This is a genomic window from Sphingopyxis panaciterrulae (assembly GCF_014199295.1).
In the GTDB taxonomy this organism is placed as follows: domain Bacteria; phylum Pseudomonadota; class Alphaproteobacteria; order Sphingomonadales; family Sphingomonadaceae; genus Sphingopyxis; species Sphingopyxis panaciterrulae.
In genome coordinates, this window is the sequence record NZ_JACIJH010000001.1 from 115,195 (window position 1) to 138,976 (window position 23,782).

The window sequence follows — 23,782 nt, forward strand, 5'->3', positions numbered from 1 at the left end:
CATGATCAGGATCGCGGTCGCGAACCAGAAGGGCGGGGTAGGCAAGACGACGACCGCGATCAATCTGGCCACCGCGCTTGCGGCGACCGGCTGGCGTACGCTGCTCATCGATCTCGATCCGCAGGGCAATGCCTCCACCGGACTGGGGATCAGCCAGGCGCAGCGTGAATTTTCGAGCTATGACCTGCTGCGCGCCGAGGCGACGCTGACCGATTGCGCGGTGCATACCACGGTGCCGCGGCTCGATATCGTCCCCGCGACGGTCGACCTGTCGGGTGCCGAGATCGAGTTGGTCGAATATCAGGACCGGCTGCATCGGTTGCAGCAGGCGCTCGCTGCCGCCGAGGCGGGGCAGTGGGACATCTGCCTGATCGACTGCCCGCCGTCGCTCGGCATGTTGACGCTCAATGCGCTGATCGCCGCCGAATCGCTGCTCGTACCGCTGCAATGCGAATTTTTCGCGCTCGAAGGGCTGAGCCAGCTCCTGACCACGGTCGAACGGGTGCGCGGGCGCTTCAACCCGCAGCTCTTCATCCTCGGCGTCGCGCTGACCATGTTCGACCGGCGCAACCGGCTGACCGACCAGGTGTCGGACGATGTGCGCGAGGTACTCGGCCCGGTGGTGTTCGAAACGGTCATCCCGCGCAACGTCCGCCTGTCGGAAGCGCCGAGCCACGGGCTGCCGGCGCTGATCTATGACCATCGCTGCGCCGGGTCGGCCGCCTATATCGCGCTCGCGCGCGAGCTGATCGACCGCCTGCCCAATGTTCGCAAGGCTGCTTAAATGACGGATAATAAAGAGGAAAGTGGAGCATCGTCGACGCGCAAGCGGCCGACGGGACTCGGTCGCGGGCTGAACGCGCTGTTCGGCGACGCGGCGGTCGAATCGCCGGTGCTGGCGTCGCCGGGCGCGGCGCGGCCCGCATCGCCCGCCGCCCCGGGCGACGCGGTGCAGCATATTTCGGTCGGCGCGATCCGGCCGCTGCCCGGTCAGCCGCGTCGCCATTTCGACGAGACCGCGATCGCCGAACTCGCCGAATCGATCGGTGCGCGCGGGCTGCTCCAGCCGATCATCGTGCGGCGCGCGCCGGGCGGCGAGGGCTATCAGCTCGTCGCCGGCGAGCGGCGCTGGCGCGCGGCGCAGCGCGCCGGGCTGCACCAGATTCCGGCGCTGGTGCGCGAGCTCGACGATGCCGCGACCTATGAGATCGCGCTGGTCGAGAATATCCAGCGGCAGGATCTGAACGCGATCGAGGAGGCGAGCGCCTATCGCAAGCTGATCGAGGATTTCGGCCATGACCAGGAAGCGCTGGCAAAGCTGGTCGGCAAGTCGCGCAGCCATGTCGCGAACCTGATGCGGCTGCTCGACCTGCCGCAGGCGGTGCAGGCGCTGGTCGGCGACGGGTCGCTGGCGATGGGCCACGCGCGCGCGCTGATCGGCGCCGAGGACGCCGAGACGATCGCGCGCAAGGTCGTCAAGGACGGGCTGTCGGTGCGCGCGGTCGAGGCGCTGGTGCGCGAGGCGCGCGGCGGTGGGCGCAAGGCGCCGATGGAATATAAGAGCATGGACGGCGTCGGGCGCGACCCCGATATCGTCGCGGTCGAACGCCACCTGTCCGAACTGCTGGGGATCGGCGTCGCGATCCAATATGCCGGCGGCGGGAAGGGCGCGCTGACGCTGAAATTCGCGTCGCTCGACCAGCTCGACATGATCTGCCAGCGGCTGTCGGGCGAGGGGATCTGAGGACGCGGGTGTCGCGTCAGCGGCACTCGACGGTCAGATGCGCGAGTTCGGGAACGGGCGCGAGCCGCTCGCGGATCGTCTCGCCGGTGATGGCCGCGCCGACGACGCTGACGATCGCGGCATGCGCCTCCGGCCCGACGCGCCAGACGTGGAGGTCGGCGATCCGTGCATCGCCGGGTCCTTCGACCCGATCGCGAATCTCTGCGGCGACATGCGGGTCGGTGCGGTCGAGCAGCACCGCCGCGGTGTCGCGCATCAGCGTCCACGACCAGCGCGCGATCACGATGGCGCCGACGATCCCCATCATCGGGTCCATCCACACCCAGCCGAGATAGCGCCCGGCGAGCAGCGCCGCGATCGCGAGGATCGAGGTCAGCGCGTCGGCGAGGACGTGCATATAGGCGGAGCGCAGGTTGTTGTCCTTGCCGTGAGCGTGGGAAGGACCGTGCTCATGGTCGTGGCCGTGATGGTGGCCGCCCGCGAGTAGCGCGGCGCTGACGACATTGACCGCGAGACCGATGATCGCGACGATCGTCGCCTCGCCAAAGGCGACGTCGGTCGGGTCGACGAGGCGAATCGCCGATTCGAACGCGATGCCGAGCGCGAACAGGCCGAGGATCGTCGCCGAGGCGAAACCCGCGAGGTCGCCGACCTTGCCGGTGCCGAAACTATAGTCGGGATTGCGCGCGTGCCGCCGTGCATAGGCATAGGCGAGCGCGGCGATCGACAGCGCCCCGGCGTGGGTCGCCATGTGGAAGCCGTCGGCGAGCAGCGCCATCGATCCGGTCGCATAGCCGGCGGCGATCTCGCCCACCATCATCACCGCGGTCAGCAGCACGACCCAGCGCGTGCGTCGTGCATTGGCGTCGTGCGCGGCGCCCAGGAACATATGGTCGTGGGCAAAGGCCTCGAGATCGGACGGAGTCGTCATCGCGCGGCCTATTTCGAATAGCGGCGGATCACCGCCAGCAGGTCGTCGCGGCCGCGCGCGCGCTCGGCATCGCTGAGGCCGGGGCGCGAGACATGCGCCTCGAGGTGATGGACGATGATCTCGTCGAGCAGGCCGTTCACCGCGCCGCGCACCGCGGCGACGAGGTGCAGGATCTCGGCACAGTCCTTGTCGGCAAGCAGCGCGCGCTCGACCGCGCCGACCTGTCCCGCGATGCGCCGGCTACGCGCGAGAAGGTCCGAATGGGATTGGGTGAGGTGTGACATAGGGGTACCCCCTACCCCTTTATGGGGCGGACGTAAAGCCCCGTCGGTCAGGCCGAAAAGGTCACATGCCCCTCCGCATCGATCGGCCACGCCGGATTCCAGGCGATTTCCCACGCATGGCCGTCGGGATCGGCGACATAGCCGCGGAAGCCCCCGTGCGGCGGTGCGTCCGCGGCGCGGAGCAGGGCGCCGCCGGCGGCGACGAGCGCGTCGATCAGCGGCGCAACCTCGGCCCGCGCCGCGACATTGTGGGCGAGCGCGAAAGCGGCGCCGCCGCTGGCGGACGGCCGCGCCATATCCTGTGCGAGCGCCGCCTTCCGCCACGTCCCGAAGACGAAGCCGTTCATCTGGTAAAAGAGAATCTCGTCATTCTCGAACACCGGCTGCCAGCCGAAGCCCTGCGTATAGAAATGCCGTGACACCGCGAGGTCGGCCACGCCGAGGGTGATGACGGAAATCTGCTGTTGCATGGGGTCCGAACTCCTTCGTTCGCGTCGGCGGGATTGCCGGCGCGTCAAAGGCCTCGGGACGCATCGCCCGCGGGCGAAAGTCAGGACTCGCGCGGGCGAGGGCCGGGCCAACCGCACCGGCCTGCTCCTTTTCAGGCGCGGCGATTATGCGATGGACGGGTCCGGTCGGCAAGGGCGGTTGTGGGATGGGAGTGGAGGTTCGAAGATTGCGCCGACCTCCCTTCCCGCTTGCGGGAGGGCAGCGAGGCTTGCCAGCTTGCTGGTTAGCCGCAGCGGGGTGGGCCATAGCACCGTCGACCGGTTTCGGCATCCAGCGGGACCCCGGATCAGGTGCGAGGTGACGGAGAGGATATCGTGCCCGATCTCCTACCGCTGCGTTAACCAGTTTTTAGCGCCGATCCGTCACAGCGATGGCAAAGCATTTTGCTGCGTGGGGACGATTGATGCGTGACGATATGAACCGGCCGACGAGCGTGGACGTCGCGATCATCGGCGCCGGGCCGGCCGGGCTGACCGCCGCCTATCTGCTGACGAAGCAGGGGTATCGCGTCACGGTGATCGAGAAGGACCCGCATTATGTCGGCGGCATCAGCCGCACGGTCGAGCATGAGGGCTTTCGCTTCGACATCGGCGGTCACCGCTTCTTCTCGAAAAGCCAGGAAGTCGTCGACCTGTGGAACGAGATCCTGCCCGACGATTTCATCCAGCGGCCGCGGATGAGCCGAATCTATTATGAGGGCAAATATTATTCCTATCCGCTGCGCGCGTTCGAGGCGCTGTGGAATCTGGGCATCGTACGGTCGGCGCTGTGCATGGCGAGCTATGCCAAGGCGAAGCTGCTGCCGAACCGGGCGGTCCGCAGTTTCGAGGACTGGACCATCAATCAGTTCGGGCGGAAACTCTATTCGATCTTCTTCAAGACCTATACCGAGAAGGTGTGGGGGATGCCGTGCGACGAGATGTCGGCCGACTGGGCGGCGCAGCGCATCAAGGGACTGAGCCTGGGTGCCGCGGTGCTCGACGGGCTGAAGCGCAGCCTCGGCCTCAACCGGGCGCCCAACGACGGCATGGCGACCAAGACCCTGCTCGAAACCTTCCGATATCCGCGGCTTGGCCCCGGCATGATGTGGGAAGCGGCGGCGGGCAAGGTGCGCGCGGGCGGCAACCATGTGCTGATGGGCCACAGCTTCAAGCAATTGACGCAGGACCAGAAGACGGGGCGCTGGCGGCTGACCGCGACCGGGCCCGACGGCGATATCGTGATCGACGCGGAGCATGTCGTCAGTTCGGCGCCGATGCGCGAACTGGCGGCGCGAATCCATCCGCTGCCGGCCTCGGCGCTGAGTGCGGCGCCGGGCCTCAAATATCGCGATTTCCTGACCGTCGCGCTCAAGATTCGCTCGGAGGACCTGTTTCCCGACAACTGGATCTATATCCACGACAGCAAGGTGCAGGTCGGCCGGGTGCAGAATTTCCGAAGCTGGTCGCCCGAAATGGTGCCCGATCCGGCGATCGCCTGCGTCGGCCTTGAATATTTCTGTTTCGAGGGCGATGGGCTGTGGGCGTCGAGCGACGACGAGCTGATCGCGCTGGCGACGAAGGAGATGGCGATCCTCGGCCTGTGCGACCCCGCCGATGTCGTCGGCGGCGCGGTGGTGCGGCAGGAAAAGGCCTATCCGGTCTATGACGATGATTATGCCGTGCATGTCGCCGCGATGCGCGAGGAGCTGGAGACGCGCTACCCGACGCTGCACATGGTCGGGCGCAACGGTATGCACCGCTACAACAACCAGGATCATGCGATGATGACCGCGATGCTGACCGTGCGCAACATCGCCGCCGGAAGCCGCGTCTATGATATCTGGGGCGTCAACGAGGACGCCGAATATCATGAGAGCGGCACCGAGGGCGAGCGCGCGGCGCTGGCGTCGGTGCGCGACGTGCCCGCGCGCGTCGGCCAGGCGGCGTAAGCGCGGCCGGGGGATCGGGCGATGATCGACAGGATCGCACGGCTGATCGGCGCGGCGCGGCGCGGCGAGGCGCGCTGGCTCGCCTATCTGTTCGCAAGCGGCCTGGCGCTCGGTACCGACGCCGGACTGTTCCTGTTGCTGCTCGGCGGCGGAGTCGCGCCGGTGGCCGCCTCGGCGCTCGGCTATGGCATGGGCATCCTCGTCCACTGGCTGGTATCGAGCCGCCTCGTCTTTGCCGACGGCACCGCGGCGCGCGGCAGCGGCGAACGGCACCGGCAGAAGCTGCTGTTCGTCGGCTCGGCACTCGTCGGGCTGGCGGTGACGACGGCGATCGTCGGGGCCGGCAGCGCGCTCGGACTCGACCCGCGCCTCGCGAAGCTCGCCGCGATTCTCGTCAGCTTCCAGACCACCTATCTGCTGCGCCGCCATATCGTCTTCCGTCCGGCGGCCGCATGAGCGTGCTGCCGGATCGGACGGCCATGTCCTTCGAGGCGTGGTGGACGCCGGTGCGAGTGGCGCTGATCGTCTGGTTCATTGTCCATGTCGTGATCTTCGTCAGCCAGTGGCCGGCGATCGCGGCGCTGCGGCTCGCCGATACCGACGACGCGATGCGGATGGCGCAGGTGCGCGACCTGCTCGCGGGGCAGGGCTGGTGGGATCTGACGCAATATCGGGTCAATCCGGCGGATGGCGGCGTGCTGATGCACTGGTCGCGGATCGTCGATGCGCCGATCGCGGGCGGCATCCTGCTGCTGCGGCCGCTTTTCGGCCAGCCGCTCGCCGAGCAGATGGTGATGGCGATCTGGCCGCCGCTGCATCTGGGCGCGTTGCTGATCGCCGTGGCGCTCGGCTATCGTCATCTGCCCGACCGTCGCATCGCCTTCGCCGCGCCGCTCTATATCCTCTTCTGCGGTTATATCATGGTGCAGTTCCGGCCGCTGCGCGTCGATCATCACGGCTGGCAGATATTCCTCGCGATGCTGATCCTGTGGCAGGCGCTGCGTCCCGCGTCCCGTGGCGCCGGGCTGCTTGGCGGGCTGTTCGCGGCGATGCTGCTCGCGGTGTCGATCGAGGGGTTGCCGCTGGCGGCGCTGTTCGCCGGCATCGCCGCGCTGCGCTGGGCACTGGCCGGCGATGCGGCGGACCGCGGCCGGCTGCTCGGCTATATGGCCGGCCTCGCGGGCGGCGCCATCCTGTTCCAGTTCGCGACGCGCGGGCCGCCTGGGCTGGCCGGGACGTGGTGCGATTCGCTCTCCGCCCCCTATTTCGCCGCTTTCGTCGCCGCGGCGGCGGGAACGGCGGCGACGGTCGCGCTGCGTCCGGCGCGGCCCTGGCAACGCCTGCTGCTGCTAAGCGGCGCGGCGGCGCTCGCGGCGCTCGCGCTGGTCGGCACCGCGCCCGAATGCGCGCGCGGGCCCTTTGCCGCTCTCGACCCGATCGTCGAGCAATATTGGTATCGCCGCGTCCTCGAAGGCCAGCCGATCTGGGCGTCGAAGCCGCACGACATGATCTATCTGCTGGCGCCGACGCTGCTCGGCGCCATCGGCGCGCTCGCCGCCTGGCGGCGCTGCGACGATGCCGGGGGACGGCGGCAATGGGCGACCGTCCTGATCGCGCTGGCGGGCGCGGCGGCGGTCTCGCTGCTGGTCATGCGCAGCGCCGCGACGGCGCATCTGTTCGCGGTGCCGGGCTGCGCGTGGATCGGCGTCCGCCTGTGGACATGGGCGCGGGGCATGGCGCGCGCGCTACCGCGCATTCTGGCCTCGCTGCTTGCCGCGGCGACGCTGCCGCTCTTTGCGAGCATGGCGCTCGCGCTGCCGCTCGGCTGGGTCTTTCCGGCGCTGAAACCAGTCGACGAACGCACCGCCGCGTCGGATAGGCCAGAGCGGCAGAATTGCCTCGACGCGCAAGGGATCGCCGCGCTCGACCGGCTGCCGGCGACGACGATCCTCGCGCCGATCGACCTCGGCGCACCGCTGATCTTCTGGACGCCGCACCGCCTGGTCGCGACGCCGCACCACCGCAACAAGGCGGCGATGGCCGACACGATCCGCGTCTTCCTAGGCGACTCGTCGCGGGCCGAGGCGCTGGTCCGGGCGCGGGGCGCGACCCTGATCGTCGTCTGCCGCAGCGCGAACGACTTCACCCAGTACAGGAAGGCGCGCGCCGATGACCTCGCCGCGCAGCTCTATGCGGGCAAGCCGCCTGCCTGGCTCGAACCGGTGCCGCTGGGAGTCACAACGGGGCTCGAGGTCTGGCGCGTCAGGCCGGCCGGAAGCTGAGCGCCGCGCCGTTCATGCAATAGCGCTTGCCGGTCGGCTTCGGCCCGTCGTTGAAGACATGCCCCAGATGCCCGCCGCAGCGCCGGCAATGCACCTCGGTGCGCGGATAGCCGAGCTTGCGGTCGGTCGCGGTCGCGACGGCGCCCTTCAGCGGCGCCCAGAAACTCGGCCAGCCGGTATGGCTTTCGAATTTGGTCTTGCTCGAATAGAGCGGCAGCGCGCAGCCGGCGCAGGCGAAGGTGCCGGCGCGATGCTCGTCGTTCAGCGGACTGGTGAAGGGCCGTTCGGTCGCTGCTTCGCGCAGCACCTTATATTGGAACGAGGTCAGCCGTTTTCGCCATGCCGCATCGGACAGCCGCCAGCCGGGTTCGGCGAGCGGCCGCTTGTCGGACTTGGCGAAGAGCAGCGGCGCGCCGACCATGGCGCCCGCGAGGGCGATGCCGCCGAATAGGGTGCGCCGTTCGATCATGGCCGGACTCCGATGGATCGGCGCATGATATCGGCATCCAGCCCCTCAAGGCAAGCGAGTCGGGCGATCGGTGGTGACGCAGTTTGAAAGCAGGCGTTTGCTTTTGCTTTCTTCGTCACCCCGGACTTGATCCGGGGGCCCCGCTTTCCCCGGCGTTTAGAGCGGCGTGCCGTAAATCTGCATCACTCATCCCCGTTCGCCCTGAGCTTGTCGAAGGGCTGTTCTTTCTTTCAAGCGTAGCAAGAAAAAGGACGGTGCTTCGACAAGCTCAGCACGAACGGAAGAAAGGGTGATGCAGACGCTTTAGCGGGACCCCCGATCATTCGCTTGTCCAAAAGGAATGAGCGGCAAACAAGTTCAGGGCGACGAGAGACGGTCGCGCGCGATCAATAGCGTTCCAGTTCCACCTGCATGCGGCGATAGCCGTGGACGAAGCTGGCGTGGACGCGCTCGGGTTCGGCGAGGACGTTCACGCGCAGCCGCCGACGCTGCATCTCGGAGATCAGCGCGGTGAGCTGGAGCTCGGCGACGCGGGCGCCGACGCAGCGATGGATGCCATAGCCGAAGGCGAGATGACGCCGCGCATTCTCGCGATCGACGATGATGCGGTCGCCGTCGGGAAAGACGCTCTCGTCGCGGTTCGCCGAGGCGTACCACAGGGCCAATTTGTCGCGCTTCCTGATCTGGTGGCCGAACAGTTCGGTATCCTCCATCGCGGTGCGCCGCATATGCGCGAGCGGGGTCTGCCAGCGCAGGATCTCGTGCATCGCATTCACCGCGAGGTCGGGGTCGTGGTTCGCCTCCAGCTTTGCGCGCTCCTCTGGGAACTGGTGCAGGCCATAGGCATAGGCCGACATCGAATTGCGCGTCGTGTCGTTGCCGCCGACGATCAGCAGGATGAGATTGCCCATGAATTCCTCATGGCTCATATGGCTCATCGCATCGGACTGGAGCATGATCGAGATCAGGTCGTGCTCGCCGGGCGATTGCGCCTTGCGGTCCCACAGTTCCTTGAAGGCGGCGCCCATCTCATAGGCGATGGCGAGCCGCGCCTGGCGTTCCTCGAGCGTGTTGAAGCTCTCGATATCGCCGAGCGCGTCGGACCAGGCGGTCAGCTTGTGGCGCTCCTCCCACGGAAAGTCGAACAGGATGGCGAGCATCTGCGTCGTCAGTTCGATCGACAATTTCTCGACCCAGTCGAACGGCTCGCCGACCGGCAGCGAATCGAGCACGTCGCTGGTGCGTTTCAGCGTGTCGGTGCGCATCCGCTCGGTCTCGGACGGGCCGAAGGCGGGGGCGACGGTGCGGCGCTGCGCCGTGTGCTGCGGCGGATCCATCGCGATGAACATCGGCATCGGGATCTCGCCCTCCTGCAGATGTTCGACGCCGTCGCCGGCGACGGTGATACCGCCATATTCCCAGCTCGACGAAAACAGCTTCGGCAGCGCCTCGACATGCTGGATCGGCTTGTAGGTCGTCACCGACCAATAGGGGCCGAATTTCGAATCCTCGCAATAATGGATCGGCGATTCGGCGCGCAGGCGCGCCATCGGCTCCTGCCAGCGGTCCTCGCTCCACAGTTCGGCGCGACTGACGTCGAGCGGATCGGGATTTTCGGGGGCAACGCGATATTGGGTGGCCATCGGGACAGCTCCTCTCTCCGGCCGTCTGGCGCGGCCGCGAATTGGGTTGCAGAATGCCACTATTTACAGCTTTGTCAACGACGGCATGGACCGGACAGCGACTTACTGCCCCGATGCCGTTTCGGCCGCTCCCGCAGCGGCCGTCGCCGCGCCGGTCCCGCGCTTCCAGAATTTCCAGTTGCTGCGTCCGCTCAGCACGCCGGCGCGGAACAGGCGCACTGACAGCATGATGACGAGCGCGACCCAGATCGCCTGCCAGCCGAGCGCGAGCAGGTGGACGCCGCGCGCGTCGTCGGTCGCGGCGCGCGCCGCCATCGCCAGCGGCGAGGAGAAGGGGATGATCTGCGCGACCGTCGCCAGCGTGCTGCCCGGCGCGCTCGCGGCGGCCGAGCAGAGGCTGAACATCGCGACCTGCAGGATGGTGATCGGCAGGCTGAGCATCTGGATCTCGCGCACCGTGCCCGCCTGCGCGCCGACGCCGAGGAAGATCGCGCCGAGAAGCAGGAAGGCCATGATGAAATAGGCGAAACCGATGCCGATGAAGAAGGGCCAGCCGGTCGCCGGCTCCACCGCGAGCAGGGCGGCGGACGCCTTTGCATTCGCCGCCGTCGTGCCCGCCTCTGCCAGCGCGGCGGGGTCGACCTGCGTCATCGCGACCAGGCCGCCGCCCACCGCCATCGCCATCCAGAAGGCGATGAACAGGATCGCGACGCCGAGCAGCCCGAGCAGCTTGCCGAGGAAGACGCTTTCGAGCGGCACCGCGGCGGCGAGGATTTCGATGACCTTGTTGCCCTTTTCCTCGGCGAGCATGCCGACCGACTGGCCGGCGAGGAGCAGGGTCAGCAGAAAGATGACGAAGATCGCCCCGAAGCCGATCGATTGCTGTGCCGCGATGCTGGTGCCGCCATGCTTCAGGCTTTCGAAGCGCGGCGCGGCGGGGGCGACGGCGCCCGCAGCCCGATCGCGCAGCACGTCGGTCGCGAGCAGCGCGAGATAAGCGCCCGAGCGGCTGTCTTCATCGCGCTCGACGATATGCGGAGCGGCGAGCGGACCGCTCATCACCGCATAGGTGTCGCTGCCCTTTTCCTGCGCCACCGCGACCGGATCGTCGTTCGCCGTGGCGACGCGCAGCTCGAGCGTCGCGGGCTTGTTCCCCGGCAGTGCCTCGCGCAGCCGCGTGTCGGCGGCGCGCAGCGCCTCGATATCCGCCGGCGCGGCGAGGATGACGATGCGCCCGGCACCGCGCGCGCTGTCGGCGAGCTGCGAGGCGCCGAAACCCCCGATCGCGCCCATGCCGATCATGAACAGCGGCGCGAGCAGGAAGAGGAGGAAGGTCGGGGTCGCGACGATCGCCAGAAAGTCGCGCCGCGCAACCACGAAGATGGTACGGAGGAGGGAGGTCATGCCGCGGACTCCTCGATCGCGTCGGCGCGCGCGTCGGCCGCGAAGCCGGCGTCGACCTGGCGGACGATATGGACGAAGGCGTCGTGCAGGCCGGGCCGGGTGATCGACAGGCCGGCGACGCCGTGGCCGCTCGCGGTGATCCGCGCCAGGAGCGGCTCGACCCCGTCGTCCCGAATCGCGAAATGCCAGTCGTCGCCGCGCCGCTCGGCGCCGGGGGGCAGGCTGGCGGCGACGTCGCCGCCCGCGTCGCGCGGCGTGTAGCGCACCTGCATCGGCAGCAGCGCGCGCGCCTGATCGACCGTTCCCTCGAAACGGCGCGCCGAACGCGCGATGATCGCGATGCGGTCGCAGAGGCGCTCGGCGTGCGCCATGACATGGGTCGAAAAGAGAATCGTCGCGCCGCGCTCGCGCTCGCGCCGGACCAGCATTTCCAGCCGCTCCTGGTTGACCGGGTCGAGCCCCGAAAAGGGCTCGTCGAGCACGATCAGGTCGGGCGCGTGGATGATCGATCCGATCAACTGCACCATCTGCGCCATGCCTTTCGACATCTTGCGGATCTTTTCGTCGATCACGCGTTCGAGCCCCAGCTCGGCCATGAAGATCGCGGCGCGGCGACGGCCTTCGGCCCAATCGAGCCCGCGCAGCGCGCCCATGAAGGCGATCGCCTCGCGCGCCTTCATGCCGGGATAGAGGCCGCGTTCCTCGGGCAGATAGCCGACGCGGCTGCGCACGCTCTGGGGCTTGTGGTTTCCGAGCAGGCGGCTGGTGCCGGCGTCGGGGTCGACGATGCCCAGCATCATGCGCAGCGTTGTCGTCTTGCCCGCGCCATTGGGGCCGAGCACGCCGTAGATGCTGCCCGCCGGCACCTCGAGGCTGACATGGTCGACCGCGGTGAAGCCCTCGAAATATTTGGTGAGGCCGTGCGCCTCGACGCTATATTCGGTCAAATGCTGGTCCCCGATCGCCGAATGCCCATAGTGTGTCAGGACACTATGGCACGCATGGCGCCCTGTCGTATAGGGCGTCCATGATTTCGGAAAGCCTGCCCCCTCTCGAAGACCGCCTCGAAGCGACCGCGCGCGCGCACGGCTTCGCCGCTTTCGGCATTGCGTCCGCCGATGCGGCGCCCGAGACGGCGGCGCGGCTGAACGCCTGGCTGGCCGAGGGATGTCACGGCGGCATGATCTGGATGGAGAGTCGTGCGGGGCAGCGCGGATCGCCGCAGGGGCTGTGGCCCGAGGTGAAGTCGGTGATCGCGCTCGGCATGACCTATGCGCCCGCCGCCGATCCGCTGGCGCTCGCCGATCATCCCGACCGCGGCCGCATTTCGGTCTATGCGCAGGGCGCCGACTATCACGACATCGTCAAGCGGGCGCTGAAGGCGGTCGCGCGCTGGCTGATCGCCGAGACGCCGGGGGCGGAGGTCAAGGTGTTCGTCGACACCGCGCCGGTGATGGAAAAACCGCTCGCCGCCGCCGCCGGGCTCGGCTGGCAGGGCAAGCATACGAACATGGTGAGCCGCGATCACGGCAGTTGGCTGTTTCTCGGCGCGATCTACACGACGCTCGATCTGGTTCCGAGCGGGGCGGGGCGCGACCGCTGCGGCCGCTGCCGCGCCTGCCAGGACGCCTGCCCGACGCAGGCCTTTCCCGCGCCCTATCGCCTCGATGCGCGGCGCTGCATATCCTATCTGACGATCGAGCATGCCGGGCCGATCCCGCTGGACTTGCGGCGCGGGATCGGCAACCGCGTCTATGGCTGCGACGATTGCCTTGCGGTCTGTCCGTGGAACAAATTCGCCGACAGCGCGCACCGCCACCGCGCCTTCCTGCCGCGCGCCGAGCTCGCTGCCCCGGCACTCGCCGACCTGCTGGCGCTCGACGATGCGGATTTCCGAACCGTGTTCGCGGGCTCGCCGATCAAGCGTATCGGGCGCGAGCGCATGGTCCGCAACGCCGCGATTGCCGCGGGGAACAGCGGCGACGCGCGCTTCCGGGCGCGGCTGACGGAGCTGACGGGGGACGCCTCGCCGGTGGTCGCCGAGGCAGCGGCGTGGGCACTCGCCGAGCTGGCGGACTGAAGAAACCAGAGCGGCGCGCGTCAAATTGGCATCGCTACCTAACGCCGTTCGTGCTGAGCTTGTCGAAGCACCGAACGGTTTTTTCATGACGCGAAATTCTAATGCCGCAGCGCCGCGATGCAGCGGTCGACGTCGACCTCCCGTCCGTTGGGCGCGCGCGCGTCGACATGGGTGGCGAGCGGCTTGGCGCCGCGTTTCGGGGCGTAATAATAGACGTCGAGGATGCACGGTTCGCCGCTGAACTGCAGCTTGCGTCCGCTGCCCTCGGTGACGTCGAGCCGCGGCCGGCCGAAGATGCCGATCGCGGCGTCGGCGTCGTGGCCGATCAGCGCATTGTTCTGGACGACGCGCGGCGCGGTCGGCGGCGGCGTATCGGGGGCGGGCGGGGCGGTCCGCGGCGGCGTCGCGCGCGGGATGGCCGGACCGGCGCAGCCGGATATCAGCAGGGCGAGGCCGGCGGCGCCCGCCAGGCGGCTATGTCGGATCATGGTTGGTCCCTCCCCAGATGCAGCATGTGGACGGCCATAGCGGCGCCGACGATGGGGGCCAAGAAATTGGCGACGGGAATCAGGAAAGCTGCGGCGGACAGCAGCCCGAGCGACCAGCGTGCGGCGCGGCCGAGGTGCGGCCGGTCCGGGTGGCGCGCCAGCACCATCGCCTCCAGATCGCGGCCGAGCAGCAGCGCATTGACCGCGAGTGCGAGCAACAGCGTGCCGATCCCGGTGACGAGCAGCAGGATGTAGAAGGGCAGCGCGACGAGATTGCCGAGGATCAGACGGCCGAGCGAGGCGAGCGCGAGGACGATGCTCGCCCGCCAGCCGACGTTGATGGCGCGCGCGGCGGCGGCAGGATAGTGGCGCGCCTCGACATCGGCGACGATCGCATCGGCGAACAGGCCGACCACCGCGATCGCGACGGCGCGGAACAGCAGCCAGCTTCCCGCGATCAGCACCACCACGAGCAGCGCGCTCGCGAGATCGAGGCCGGGGCCGTCGAGCCAGTCCCAATGGTCGAGCGCCCAGCGCCCGGCGAAGACCAGCGCGCCGCCCGCGATCAGGAACAGCAGCAGGGTCAGCGCCAGGCTCTGCGCAAGCACGCGCAGCACGCGGCGGCTGGCGAGGTCGCCGAGCGCGAGCGACAGGGCGTGAAGGGCGCGGGTCATCGCGTCGGGGATGCGGGCCGGCGCGGGGCGCGTCAAGGGTGGTGGGTCAGTTTGAATTTCCATCTGTGTATGGTTTGCGCTGTGTGTGGTTCACGCGCTTCTCTTTTTCCGTCACCCTGAACTTGTTTCAGGGTCCATGGCCCGAGGTTTCGACGAACGCAGCGCCGGACGAGAGAGCCGGCCATGGATGCTGAAACAAGTTCAGCATGACGAAGAAAGAGACTGGCTCTATTAATCCAGGCGGAAATTCAAAACCGACCCACTACCGCGTCAAGCGCCGGCTTGCCTTGAGGCGCATCGCCCCTTAAGGCACGCCGCATCTTCCCCGACAGTACAGGATAATCCATGGCCTCCACCGCCCGTTTCGACGTCGCCGCGATCGGCAACGCGATCGTCGACGTCATCGCCCGCACCGACGACGCGCTCATCGAGACCGAAGGACTGGTCAAGGGGTCGATGCGGCTGATCGACGCGGCGGAGGCGACGCGCCTCTATGCGGCAATGGGCCCCGCGGTCGAAATGTCGGGCGGCTCGGCGGCGAACACGCTCGCGGGACTCGCTGCGCTCGGGCGCCGCTGCGCCTTCATCGGGCAGGTCGCCGACGACCAGCTCGGCGGCGTCTTCACCCACGATCTGCGCGCGCTCGGCGTTTCCTATGACACGCCGCCGCTCAGCGGCGGGGCGCCGACCGCGCGCTGCCTGATCCTCGTCACCCCAGACGGGCAGCGGACGATGAACACCTTCCTCGGCGCCAGTCACCTGCTCGAACAGGCGATGATCGACGAGGCGGTGATCGCCGAGTCCGACATCCTCTACCTCGAAGGCTATCTGTGGGACCCGCCGCTGTCGCGCGCGGCGATGCGGTGCGCGATCGACGTGGCGCGGGGCGCGGGGCGCAAGGTCGCCTTCACCCTGTCCGACGCCTTCATCATCGACCGCCATGGGGATGATTTCCGCGCGCTGATCGCCGAAGGCCTGTTCGACATATTGTTCGCCAACGAGGTCGAAATCTGCGCGCTGGCCGAAGAGAAGGATTTCGAAGCCGCGGTCGCCAAGGTCGCGCCGCAGGTGCCGCTGCTCGTCGTGACCCGCAGCGAACAGGGCGCCATCGCCGTCACCGGCGGCGCGCGCACCGCTGTTCCCGCCGAGCCGATCGACGAGGTCGTCGACACCACCGGTGCCGGCGACCTGTTCGCCGCGGGTTTCCTCGCCGGCCACGCCGAGGGGCGGCCGGTCGCCGACTGCCTGACGATGGGCGCGGTGTGCGCGCGCGAGATCATCGCGCAGGTCGGCCCGCGCGCGCAGACCGACCTCAAGGCGCAGGTCGCGGCGCGGCTGGGCTAGAGCCTGATGACATGGCTTTGCCCCACCGTGACGGAGCCGATTTTGGCCCAGTGCGAGGCGCGAGGAGGGAGCGATGTCGAGGCATCGTGACCGACGAGCAACGCGGCAATGGGCCAAAATCGGCCCGCCCCGCAGGGGTCGCCCTGTGAAGGGCGCTGGACATCGTCGCGGGTCTTGCACGGGCCACCGGCCCGCGCGGCGCCCCGCTCCTCGCCAGCGTCTTTCACAGGGCGATCACGATGGGTCAAAGCCATGTCATCAGGCTCTAGGGCTCAGCCGGCGGCCGCTTCGGCCGTTTCCGGATGCTTCTTGAACAGCGCGCGGTCGGCGGGGCCGAAACCGCGCGTCCAGATCAGCCAGGCATAGATGCCGAGGATGACCGGCACGCCGATCAGCAGCTCGGCCCATTCGGGAAGCTTGGTCGCGCCCCAGCCGAGCACCGCCGCGCCCGCGGTCGCCCAGACGAGCGCCCAGCGCAGGCTGTTGACCGGCGCCTGCAGGATGCGCGCGAGCAGCCACGCCTTGGCGATCGAGGCGAAGCCGAGTGCGAGCATCAGCGCCAGCGCGACCGCCGCGGCATAATAGAGCGGCGGCAGGCCCATCGACTGCGCGATCAGGATCAGCGCGACGCTGAACGCCGCCTGCAGCGCGAGCGTCGCGAGGCTGATGAGGAGGTTGCGGTGGCGCGCGACATAGACCAGCGCCGCCTCGCTGACCACGGCAGTCGCGGCGACCACTTCGGCAGCGAGCAGGAAGGCGAGCGCGCCTGCGCCGCCGACGAACTCCGGCCCGACGAGGCCCATCACCGCCTCTCCGGGAATGCCGAGCGCGAGCGCGATGCCGGCCTGCGCCGCGATGATCCAGAAACCGACCTGGCTGACCTGCTGCGCGACCGCGGCGAAGCGCTTTTCGGCGAGGTTGCGGGTGATGACGGGGCCAAGGATCGGCTCGAAGCTGGTCTTCAGCTTCTGCGGCAGCGAGGCGACCTGCTGCGCCATGTAATAGATGCCGTAGATGGTCGGCGAGGTGAACTGGCCGAGGATGAAGAGGTCGAGCCGGCGCGTCCCCCATTCGATCGCGTCGGCGGCGGCGAGCGGCACGTTGCGGCGGGCGAGCCCGATCAGCGCCGCCGGGTGCGGGCGCCAGACGCCGGGGCCGCCATAATGGCGGATCATCGGCGCGAGCGCGGTCAGGAAGGCGGCGACCATCGCGGCGGCATAGGAGAGCATCAGCCCGTCCGCCGGCGATACATACCAGAATCCGGCGGCCGCGAGGCTGATCGCCCAGGGCTCGACCACCGCGCGCGCGCGCACCGTCGCGCCGATGTCGAAGCGATAGGCGCAGGCGGCGAGCGCGATCTCGGTTCCTGCGATCGCGAAGACGAGGCCGGCCATCCAGCGGTCGGCGCTGCTGATCTCGCCCGCCGGATACATGAGCTGCGGCAGGACGAACAGCACCGCCGAGCCGAGTGCCGAGGCGAGGAAGGCGACGAACATGCCGTCCCAGACGGTGATGCGCGGATCGGCGCCGGGGGCGCTCAACTGCTCGGCGAGGCCGCGCTTGAGCCCGAGCGTCGCGAGCTGCGCGACCAGTTCGATGACCAATACGGCGAAGGCGAAACGCCCGACCGCCTCCGGCCCGTACCAGCGGCCGGCGATGTAGAGAAAGGGCAGGCGCGCAACGAGGCGCAGCACGAAGCCGAAGAAGTTGGTGCGGCCGCCCTTCGCCAGCGCGGCCGTATCGGCGTCGGACGAATCGGGGGACGAATGGGGCGGTGCGGAAGGCGGGGGCGCAGCCGCGCTGTCGGTCTGGCTCAAGCCTCGCGCCCCTTCTGCTTCTCCCGATCCTCGCTTCTAGCGCGGGGAGGGGGGGCAGGCAATTGCGCGTCGCGCCTCATCGTCCCTCGGGTCGCAGCGGCCGGCTGAGCAGCGCCTGAACGGCGTCGGCGACATGGGTCTCTCCGGCGACGAGGCGCGCGACGGCGTCGGTGATCGGCATGTCGATCCCTTGCGCGCGCGCCGCCGCGGCGACGACCGGGGCGCTGAACGCCCCCTCGGCGACGGTGCGGCGGTCGGCCATCAGCGCGGCGGCGCTTGTCCCGCGTCCCAGTCCCTGACCGAGCGCGAAATTGCGCGAGTTGGACGAGGTGCAGGTGAGCACGAGATCGCCGAGCCCGGCGAGCCCGGCGAGCGTTTCGGCCTCCGCGCCGCGCGCGAGCCCAAAGCGTGTCATCTCGGCGAAGCCGCGGCTGATGAGCGCGGCGCGCGCGTTGAGCCCGAGGCCGGCACCGTCGACGATGCCGCAGGCGATGGCGAGGATATTCTTGACCGCGCCGCCGATCTCGGCGCCGATCATGTCGGTCGAGACATAGGGCCGGAAATGCGGCCGCGCGAGCGCGCGGGCCAGCGCCTCGGCCAGCGCCGGATCGGCGGCGGCGAGAGTGATGGCGGTCGGCAGGCCTGCCGCGACCTCGTTCGCGAAGGTCGGACCCGACAGGACGGCCAGCGGCCGCTGCGGGAATATCGCGCGCGCGATGTCGATCGGAAAGGCGAAGCTTTCCGCCTCCATCCCCTTGCTGCAGAAGATCAGCGGCGCGTCGCTCGCCGGCAGTTCGGCCAGCACCGCGCGCAGATAGGGAACGGGAACGACGACGAGCAGCGCGTTGCGGTCGCCGAGCTCGGCGAGGTCGGCGGTGGCGGCCAGCGAGGGAGACAGCGCCGCGCCGGGCAGGAACAGCGGATTGCGATGCTCGGCGTTGATCGCCGCGACGACCTCCGCCTCGCGCGCCCACAGTCGCACCGGCGCGCCCTCGGCCGCCAGCAGTTGCGCGAGCGCCGTGCCCCACGCGCCGCCGCCGACGATGCCGAAATTCTCGTACGACGTCATGCCTTCACTCCGGCTCCGCGCACCGCCTCGGCCGCGGGGTCGAGCGGCCAGCGCGGCCGCGCGGCGACGCCGAGGTCGTCGGTCAGCCCGGCGGCGAAGCGCTCGGCGCCCGCCCAGGCGATCATCGCGCCATTGTCGGTGCACAGCCACAGCGGCGGCGCGACGAAGCGCTTGCCGTGCTCGTGCGCGAGTTCGGTCAGCGCGGCGCGGATCGCGCCATTGGCGGCAACCCCGCCTGCGACGACGAAGGCGCTCGCCTGCGGACAGGCGGCGAGCGCGATGCGGCTGCGGTCGACGAGGCAGTCGACCACCGCCTGCTGGAACGCGGCGGCGAGGTCGGCGACGCCATGATCGCCCAACGCGGCGGCACGCGCGACCGCGCTCTTGAGCCCGGCGAAGGAGAAATGCGGTTCGGTGCTGCCGACCAGTGGGCGCGGGAGCGGCACGGCGCGGGGGTCACCGTCCCTCGCGGCGCGTTCGACCGCGGGGCCGCCCGGGTAGCCGAGCCCGAGCAGCTTCGCTGTCTTGTCGAACGCCTCGCCCGCGGCATCGTCGATCGTGGTGGCGAGGCGGCGATAGGCGCCGACGCCGCTGACCAGCAGCAACTGGCAATGCCCGCCCGAGACGAGCAGCAGCAGATAGGGGAAGGCGAGGTCGGGGTCGGTGAGGCGCGGGCTGAGCGCATGGCCCTCGAGATGATTGACCGCGACCAGCGGCTTGTTCGCGGCGTGCGCGAGCGCCTTGCCGGTGACCAGCCCGACCATCACCCCGCCGATCAGCCCCGGCCCGGCGGTCGCGGCGACCGCATCGACGTCGGCGAGCGATACGCCCGCATCGGCGAGCACGCCCTCGACCAGCGGCGCGAGGCGGTCGACATGCGCGCGCGCGGCGATCTCCGGCACCACGCCGCCATAGGGGCTGTGCTCGGCTTCCTGCCCCGCGACGCGGTGCGCGCGGACGCGCCGCTCGCTGTCGACAAGCGCCGCCGCGGTTTCGTCGCAGCTCGATTCGAGGCCGAGGATCAGGGTCATGATATGGCGCTCCCTTACCCGCGCGGGGCGTGCGGGAGCAAGCAAGGGTTGCGTATCGGGATTCGCGCAAAGAACACGGAGGCGCCCTTCTCCCCGCGTCGTCACTCCGGACTTGATCCGGGGTCCCGCTAAACGGCGGGGAAAGCGGGACCCCGGGTCGAGCCCGGGGTGACGGAGAAAGCAAAATCACGCTCCTGCTTTCAAACGGCGTCGCTCCCTGCGAATCCCCTATCTTCCCTTTGATGTCGCGAAGTCCTAGCAGCAGCGCATGACCGACCGTCCCACCCCCGACCGTCCGCTCCGCATCGGCACCCGCGCCTCGCCGCTCGCCATGGCGCAGGCGCATCAGGCCGCGGCGGCGCTGGTCGCGGCGCATGGGCTCGACCCGGAGGCGCTTGTCACCGTACCGATGACCGCGACCGGCGACCGGATTCAGGACCGCGCACTTGCCGAGGTCGGCGGCAAGGCGCTGTGGACGCGCGAGCTCGATGCGGCGCTCGACGCGGGCGTCATCGACATCGCGGTTCATTCGCTCAAGGATGTCGAAACGCTCCGCGATGCGCGCTTCGCGCTGGCAGCGATGCTGCCGCGCGCCGACCCGCGCGACCGGCTGGTGGTGCGCGAGGGCGTCGTGGCCGCCACCATCGCCGACCTGCCGCAAGGCGCGCGGTTGGGCACCAGCAGTCCGCGCCGCGCCGCGCAGGTCCGGCGGTTGCGCCCCGACCTCGAAACCCCGCTGCTGCGCGGCAATGTCGCGACCCGGCTCGCGCGGCTCGCGGCGGGCGAGATCGACGCGACCCTGCTCGCCGCCGCCGGGCTCGACCGCCTCGCCATGCCCGATATCGGATCGGTCCAGCCGGTCGAGACGCTGCTGCCCGCCGCGTCGCAGGGGGCGATCGGCATCGAATGCCGCGCCGACGATGCCGCGACCCACCGGCTCGTTGCGGCGGTCGACCACGAGCCGACCCACCGCGCGGTGGCGGCCGAGCGCGCCTTTCTGGCCGCGCTCGGCGGCGACTGCCGCTCGCCGGTCGCGGCGCACGCGCGCTTCCTGGCCGACGGGACGCTGCGGCTCGATGGCGAGATCTATTCGGACGACGGCGCCGACCATGCCGCCGGTCACGCGGCGGTTGCGGGGTCGGACGATGCCGCCGCGCTCGCGTGGAATCTGCTCGCAGGCGCGCCCGAATCGGTGCGACGGCTGTTCGCGGCGTGAGCGCGGGCCTGCCGCTCCTCGTCACCCGTGCCGACCCCGGCGGCGCCCGGACCGTTGCGCGCGCCCGGGCGATGGGGCTCGATGCGCATCACCTGCCGCTCTTCGCTGCGCGGCCGCTGTCGTGGCGCGCGCCCGATCCTGCCGGCTTCGACGCGTTGCTGCTGACCAGCGCGCAGGCGGCGCGGCTGGGGGGCGAAGACCTGGCGAAACTCTCCGCGCTGCCTGTTCACGCCGTCGGCGCGGTCACCGCCGCCGCTGCCGAAGCGGCGGGGCTGCGGGTCGTGGCGGTGGGCGAGGCCGACGGCCAGCAGCTTCTGGACGCCATGACGTCGGCGCGGATCCGGCGCATCCTGTGGCTGACCGGACGCGACCGGTCGGCGCTCGATCCGCGCGGCGCGGCGATGATCGCGCTGGCCTGCTACGCCGTCGATCCGGTCCCGCCGCCCGCCGAATGGGACCGGCTGATCGCGCGCCCTGCCGTGCTCAGCGTTCATTCGGCGCGCGGCGCGGCGCGTCTCGCCGACCTGGCGGGGCCGGCGCGCGGGCATCTGGCGCTCGCCGCGATCGGACCCACCGCCGCCGCCGCCGCGGGGGAGGGGTGGAGCGACGTCGCGGTCGCCGCGCGGCCCGAAGACGCCGCGCTGCTGGCACAGGCCCGCTTCTTGTGCCACAAGGGCGCCCAAATGGGGTCGTTCGAAAGTTGAATATGGCAGTTGATAGCGACAAAATCGTCCGCACGGACGAGCGCGTCAAAGAAAAGGGCTTTTCGCTCCGTGGCTTGGTGATTGGTGCGCTCGCGGTGTTGGTGATCGGACTCGTCGCGGGCGGTTGGGCGATGACCCGGCTGCTCGCCGACCGGAACGCCCCGCCCGCCCCGAAGGTCGCCGCCGCGCCGGTCGTGCCCGGTGCGTCCGCGGCCGGCGGCGAGGCGGTCGCTCCGCCCGAAGGGGCCCAGGATCCCCCGCTGGTCGTCGCGCCGGTCGACGGCGCCAACGCGCTCGCGGCGCGGGTCGCCGAGCTCGAAACCCGGCTGTCGCGCATCACGCTCCAGGCCGCGTCGGCGTCGGGCAATGCGACCCGCGCCGAAGGGTTGCTGATCGCCTTCGCCGCCCGCCGCGCGCTCGATCGCGGGCTGTCGCTCGGCTATCTCGAGGCGCAGCTCCGCCTGCGTTTCGGCGACGACCAGCCCAATGCGGTCAAGACGATCATCGACACCGCGCGCGACCCGATCACGCTCGAACAATTGCGCAGCGAGCTCGACGCGATGGCGCCGCAACTCGTCGGCCGCAACAGCCAGAGCGGCGGCAGCCTGTGGACCGGTATCCGCCGCGAACTCGGCGAGCTGTTCATCTTCCGCCCCGCGGGCACCCAGTCGCCGCGCGCCTCCGAACGGATCGACCGCGCGCGCCGCTATCTTGCCGGCGGGCAGGCCGACAAGGCGATCGAGGAAGTCGAGGCGATGCCCGGCGCCGAGGTCGCGAGCGAATGGCTGATCGACGCGCGGCGCTATCACGAGGCGCGGCGCGCGCTTGACCTGATCGAGACCGCGGCGATATTGGAACCGCGCGACAGCCCGCCTGCCGCGATGCCCCGCACGGGCGCGACCAGCCGATAGCGGCGCGGCCCCGCGGGGTCGGCCGCTTCTTTGAAGGAAGCCGATCCGATGGCCCTCGCCGATCCGCAGCGCATCGAAGCGCTCGACCCGCTCGATCCCCTGGCGCTCGACGCGGAATTGTCCGACGAGGAGCGCATGGTGCGCGATACCGCGCGCGCCTATGCCACCGACGCGCTGATGCCGCGCGTCACGTCCGCCTTCCTCGACGAGCGTTTCGACCGCGAGATCATGCGCGAGATGGGGCAGCTCGGGCTGCTCGGCGCGACGATCGATCCCGAATATGGCGGCGCGGGCCTGAATTACGTCAGCTACGGCCTGATCGCGCGCGAGGTCGAGCGCGTCGATTCGGGCTATCGCTCGGCCTGTTCGGTGCAGAGCAGCCTCGTGATGCACCCGATCAACGCCTATGGCAGCGAGGAGCAGAAGCGGCGTTTTCTGCCCGGGCTCGCATCGGGCGAGCTGGTCGGCTGCTTTGGCCTCACTGAGCCCGACGCGGGCAGCGACCCCGCGGGGATGCGAACGCGCGCCGAGAAGATCGCCGGCGGCTATCGCCTGCGCGGCGCGAAGATGTGGATCACCAATTCGCCGATCGCCGACGTGTTCGTCGTCTGGGCGAAATCCGACGCGCATGACGGAGCGATCCGCGGCTTCGTGCTCGAAAAGGGGATGAAGGGCCTGTCGGCGCCGAAGATCGAGGGCAAGATTTCCCTGCGCGCCTCGATCACCGGCGAGATCGTCATGGACGGGGTCGAGGTCGGCGAGGAGGCGCTACTGCCGAACGTGTCGGGGCTGAAGGGGCCGTTCGGCTGCCTCAACAGCGCGCGCTACGGTATCGGCTGGGGCGCGATGGGCGCGGCCGAATTCTGCTATGAGGCGGCGCGCAATTATACGCTCGAGCGCAAGCAGTTCGGGCGGCCGCTCGCGGCGAACCAGATCGTGCAGCTAAAGCTCGCGAACATGCTGACCGAGATCGCGCTCGGCACCGAGGCCGCGCTTCGCGTCGGACGGCTGATCGACCAGGGCCGACTCGCGCCCGACCGGATCAGCCTGCTCAAGCGCAACAATTGCGGCAAGGCGCTCGATATCGCGCGCGTCGCGCGCGATATGCACGGCGGCAACGGCATCGCCGCCGAATATCACGTCATCCGCCATGCGGTGAACCTCGAAACGGTGAATACCTATGAAGGCACGCACGACGTCCACGCGCTGATCCTCGGCCGCGCGATCACCGGCATCAGCGCCTTTTCCTGA

23 protein-coding genes are annotated in these 23,782 nt (G+C 69.6%); 11 read left to right on the plus strand and 12 right to left on the minus strand.

The window, feature by feature from the left end; translation table 11 throughout:
* Nucleotide 1: 1 nt before the first annotated feature.
* Nucleotides 2-784, plus strand: coding sequence for a ParA family protein (locus FHR21_RS00645; RefSeq protein ID WP_184094281.1), 783 nt, complete (start codon nt 2-4; stop codon nt 782-784).
* A complete protein-coding gene (locus FHR21_RS00650) occupies nt 785-1,744 on the plus strand; it encodes a ParB/RepB/Spo0J family partition protein (RefSeq protein ID WP_184094283.1) in 960 nt (319 codons plus the stop codon).
* A gap of 16 nt (nt 1,745-1,760) precedes the next feature.
* On the opposite strand, the gene dmeF is transcribed toward FHR21_RS00650, so the two are convergent.
* Genes dmeF through FHR21_RS00665 form a run of 3 tightly spaced genes read right to left on the minus strand, consistent with a single transcriptional unit; the run spans nt 1,761 to nt 3,429 of the window.
* Nucleotides 1,761-2,675 carry a CDF family Co(II)/Ni(II) efflux transporter DmeF gene (gene dmeF / locus FHR21_RS00655; protein WP_184094285.1) on the minus strand — a complete coding sequence of 305 codons (915 nt, stop codon included), beginning with the start codon at nt 2,673-2,675 and terminating at the stop codon, nt 1,761-1,763.
* A gap of 8 nt (nt 2,676-2,683) precedes the next feature.
* Complete coding sequence (locus FHR21_RS00660; protein WP_184094287.1) at nt 2,684-2,959, minus strand: metal/formaldehyde-sensitive transcriptional repressor; 276 nt, start codon at nt 2,957-2,959, stop codon at nt 2,684-2,686.
* Between the two features lie 47 nt (nt 2,960-3,006).
* A complete protein-coding gene (locus FHR21_RS00665) occupies nt 3,007-3,429 on the minus strand; it encodes a VOC family protein (protein WP_184094289.1) in 423 nt (140 codons plus the stop codon).
* 443 nt (nt 3,430-3,872) lie between these two features.
* Here FHR21_RS00665 and FHR21_RS00670 point away from each other — a divergent pair, with 443 nt between their 5' ends.
* The 3 genes from FHR21_RS00670 to FHR21_RS00680 are packed head-to-tail and all read left to right on the plus strand — an operon-like array spanning nt 3,873 to nt 7,681.
* The gene (locus FHR21_RS00670) at nt 3,873-5,399 is read left to right on the plus strand and encodes an NAD(P)/FAD-dependent oxidoreductase (RefSeq protein ID WP_420825258.1); all 1,527 of its coding nucleotides are present in this window, start codon (nt 3,873-3,875) and stop codon (nt 5,397-5,399) included.
* 21 nt (nt 5,400-5,420) lie between these two features.
* Nucleotides 5,421-5,855, plus strand: coding sequence for a GtrA family protein (locus FHR21_RS00675; RefSeq protein WP_184094291.1), 435 nt, complete (start codon nt 5,421-5,423; stop codon nt 5,853-5,855).
* Nucleotides 5,852-7,681, plus strand: a complete 1,830-nt coding sequence (locus tag FHR21_RS00680) for a hypothetical protein (RefSeq protein WP_184094293.1) — start codon at nt 5,852-5,854, stop codon at nt 7,679-7,681. Before FHR21_RS00675 ends, FHR21_RS00680 begins: the two co-directional genes overlap by 4 nt.
* Here FHR21_RS00680 and msrB read toward each other — a convergent pair.
* The 4 genes from msrB to FHR21_RS00700 all read right to left on the minus strand — a co-directional run bounded on the left by msrB (nt 7,662) and on the right by FHR21_RS00700 (nt 12,144).
* Complete coding sequence (gene msrB, locus FHR21_RS00685) at nt 7,662-8,150, minus strand: peptide-methionine (R)-S-oxide reductase MsrB (RefSeq protein ID WP_184094295.1); 489 nt, start codon at nt 8,148-8,150, stop codon at nt 7,662-7,664. The two genes, FHR21_RS00680 and msrB, sit on opposite strands and share 20 nt — an antisense overlap.
* A gap of 386 nt (nt 8,151-8,536) precedes the next feature.
* Nucleotides 8,537-9,793, minus strand: a complete 1,257-nt coding sequence (locus FHR21_RS00690; protein ID WP_184094297.1) for a cytochrome P450 — start codon at nt 9,791-9,793, stop codon at nt 8,537-8,539.
* Nucleotides 9,794-9,895: 102 nt separating this feature from the next.
* Complete coding sequence (locus tag FHR21_RS00695; protein WP_184094299.1) at nt 9,896-11,197, minus strand: ABC transporter permease; 1,302 nt, start codon at nt 11,195-11,197, stop codon at nt 9,896-9,898.
* The gene (locus tag FHR21_RS00700) at nt 11,194-12,144 is read right to left on the minus strand and encodes an ABC transporter ATP-binding protein (RefSeq protein ID WP_184094301.1); all 951 of its coding nucleotides are present in this window, start codon (nt 12,142-12,144) and stop codon (nt 11,194-11,196) included. Before FHR21_RS00700 ends, FHR21_RS00695 begins: the two co-directional genes overlap by 4 nt.
* An 80-nt stretch (nt 12,145-12,224) precedes the next feature.
* Between FHR21_RS00700 and queG the strand changes: the two genes are divergently transcribed.
* The gene (queG, locus tag FHR21_RS00705; RefSeq protein ID WP_184094303.1) at nt 12,225-13,277 is read left to right on the plus strand and encodes a tRNA epoxyqueuosine(34) reductase QueG; all 1,053 of its coding nucleotides are present in this window, start codon (nt 12,225-12,227) and stop codon (nt 13,275-13,277) included.
* Nucleotides 13,278-13,375: 98 nt separating this feature from the next.
* Here queG and FHR21_RS00710 read toward each other — a convergent pair whose 3' ends face one another.
* Both FHR21_RS00710 and FHR21_RS00715 read right to left on the minus strand, forming a co-directional pair.
* Complete coding sequence (locus FHR21_RS00710; RefSeq protein WP_184094305.1) at nt 13,376-13,765, minus strand: hypothetical protein; 390 nt, start codon at nt 13,763-13,765, stop codon at nt 13,376-13,378.
* On the minus strand, nt 13,762-14,439 hold the full coding sequence (locus FHR21_RS00715) for an EI24 domain-containing protein (RefSeq protein ID WP_184094307.1): 678 nt from the start codon (nt 14,437-14,439) through the stop codon (nt 13,762-13,764). Before FHR21_RS00715 ends, FHR21_RS00710 begins: the two co-directional genes overlap by 4 nt.
* Before the next feature lie 345 nt (nt 14,440-14,784).
* Here FHR21_RS00715 and FHR21_RS00720 point away from each other — a divergent pair, with 345 nt between their 5' ends.
* Complete coding sequence (locus FHR21_RS00720) at nt 14,785-15,783, plus strand: adenosine kinase (protein WP_184094309.1); 999 nt, start codon at nt 14,785-14,787, stop codon at nt 15,781-15,783.
* A 272-nt stretch (nt 15,784-16,055) separates the two neighbouring features.
* Here FHR21_RS00720 and FHR21_RS00725 read toward each other — a convergent pair whose 3' ends face one another.
* The 3 genes from FHR21_RS00725 to tsaD form a co-directional block, all read right to left on the minus strand.
* On the minus strand, nt 16,056-17,600 hold the full coding sequence (locus tag FHR21_RS00725; protein ID WP_184094311.1) for a lipopolysaccharide biosynthesis protein: 1,545 nt from the start codon (nt 17,598-17,600) through the stop codon (nt 16,056-16,058).
* A gap of 76 nt (nt 17,601-17,676) precedes the next feature.
* Nucleotides 17,677-18,669 carry an NAD(P)H-dependent glycerol-3-phosphate dehydrogenase gene (locus FHR21_RS00730; RefSeq protein ID WP_184094313.1) on the minus strand — a complete coding sequence of 331 codons (993 nt, stop codon included), beginning with the start codon at nt 18,667-18,669 and terminating at the stop codon, nt 17,677-17,679.
* Nucleotides 18,666-19,700 (minus strand): tRNA (adenosine(37)-N6)-threonylcarbamoyltransferase complex transferase subunit TsaD, encoded by a 1,035-nt coding sequence (gene tsaD / locus FHR21_RS00735; protein WP_184094315.1) that lies wholly within the window; start codon nt 19,698-19,700, stop codon nt 18,666-18,668. Before tsaD ends, FHR21_RS00730 begins: the two co-directional genes overlap by 4 nt.
* Nucleotides 19,701-19,968: 268 nt before the next feature.
* On the opposite strand from tsaD, the gene hemC reads away from it, so the two are divergent.
* The 4 genes from hemC (at nt 19,969) to FHR21_RS00755 (ending at nt 23,782) form a co-directional block, all read left to right on the plus strand.
* On the plus strand, nt 19,969-20,916 hold the full coding sequence (hemC, locus tag FHR21_RS00740; protein WP_184094317.1) for a hydroxymethylbilane synthase: 948 nt from the start codon (nt 19,969-19,971) through the stop codon (nt 20,914-20,916).
* Nucleotides 20,913-21,620, plus strand: coding sequence for a uroporphyrinogen-III synthase (locus FHR21_RS00745; protein WP_184094319.1), 708 nt, complete (start codon nt 20,913-20,915; stop codon nt 21,618-21,620). The genes hemC and FHR21_RS00745 overlap by 4 nt, the downstream gene beginning before the upstream one ends.
* 77 nt (nt 21,621-21,697) lie before the next feature.
* Nucleotides 21,698-22,531 carry a mitofilin family membrane protein gene (locus tag FHR21_RS00750; RefSeq protein ID WP_338113049.1) on the plus strand — a complete coding sequence of 278 codons (834 nt, stop codon included), beginning with the start codon at nt 21,698-21,700 and terminating at the stop codon, nt 22,529-22,531.
* 48 nt (nt 22,532-22,579) lie between these two features.
* A complete protein-coding gene (locus tag FHR21_RS00755; RefSeq protein ID WP_184094323.1) occupies nt 22,580-23,782 on the plus strand; it encodes an acyl-CoA dehydrogenase in 1,203 nt (400 codons plus the stop codon).

Coding starts and splice junctions, on each gene's coding strand:
- FHR21_RS00680 (WP_184094293.1), top strand. CDS start 5,852: ATGAGCGTGCTGCCGGATCGGACGGCCATGTCCTTCGAGGCGTGGTGG.
- FHR21_RS00730 (WP_184094313.1), bottom strand. CDS start 18,669: ATGACGTCGTACGAGAATTTCGGCATCGTCGGCGGCGGCGCGTGGGGC.
- FHR21_RS00755 (WP_184094323.1), top strand. CDS start 22,580: ATGGCCCTCGCCGATCCGCAGCGCATCGAAGCGCTCGACCCGCTCGAT.
- hemC (WP_184094317.1), top strand. CDS start 19,969: ATGACCGACCGTCCCACCCCCGACCGTCCGCTCCGCATCGGCACCCGC.
- FHR21_RS00695 (WP_184094299.1), bottom strand. CDS start 11,197: ATGACCTCCCTCCTCCGTACCATCTTCGTGGTTGCGCGGCGCGACTTT.
- FHR21_RS00665 (WP_184094289.1), bottom strand. CDS start 3,429: ATGCAACAGCAGATTTCCGTCATCACCCTCGGCGTGGCCGACCTCGCG.
- FHR21_RS00660 (WP_184094287.1), bottom strand. CDS start 2,959: ATGTCACACCTCACCCAATCCCATTCGGACCTTCTCGCGCGTAGCCGG.
- FHR21_RS00720 (WP_184094309.1), top strand. CDS start 14,785: ATGGCCTCCACCGCCCGTTTCGACGTCGCCGCGATCGGCAACGCGATC.
- FHR21_RS00650 (WP_184094283.1), top strand. CDS start 785: ATGACGGATAATAAAGAGGAAAGTGGAGCATCGTCGACGCGCAAGCGG.
- FHR21_RS00715 (WP_184094307.1), bottom strand. CDS start 14,439: ATGACCCGCGCCCTTCACGCCCTGTCGCTCGCGCTCGGCGACCTCGCC.
- FHR21_RS00690 (WP_184094297.1), bottom strand. CDS start 9,793: ATGGCCACCCAATATCGCGTTGCCCCCGAAAATCCCGATCCGCTCGAC.
- queG (WP_184094303.1), top strand. CDS start 12,225: ATGATTTCGGAAAGCCTGCCCCCTCTCGAAGACCGCCTCGAAGCGACC.
- tsaD (WP_184094315.1), bottom strand. CDS start 19,700: ATGACCCTGATCCTCGGCCTCGAATCGAGCTGCGACGAAACCGCGGCG.
- dmeF (WP_184094285.1), bottom strand. CDS start 2,675: ATGACGACTCCGTCCGATCTCGAGGCCTTTGCCCACGACCATATGTTC.
- FHR21_RS00710 (WP_184094305.1), bottom strand. CDS start 13,765: ATGATCCGACATAGCCGCCTGGCGGGCGCCGCCGGCCTCGCCCTGCTG.
- FHR21_RS00675 (WP_184094291.1), top strand. CDS start 5,421: ATGATCGACAGGATCGCACGGCTGATCGGCGCGGCGCGGCGCGGCGAG.
- FHR21_RS00645 (WP_184094281.1), top strand. CDS start 2: ATGATCAGGATCGCGGTCGCGAACCAGAAGGGCGGGGTAGGCAAGACG.
- msrB (WP_184094295.1), bottom strand. CDS start 8,150: ATGATCGAACGGCGCACCCTATTCGGCGGCATCGCCCTCGCGGGCGCC.
- FHR21_RS00670 (WP_420825258.1), top strand. CDS start 3,873: ATGCGTGACGATATGAACCGGCCGACGAGCGTGGACGTCGCGATCATC.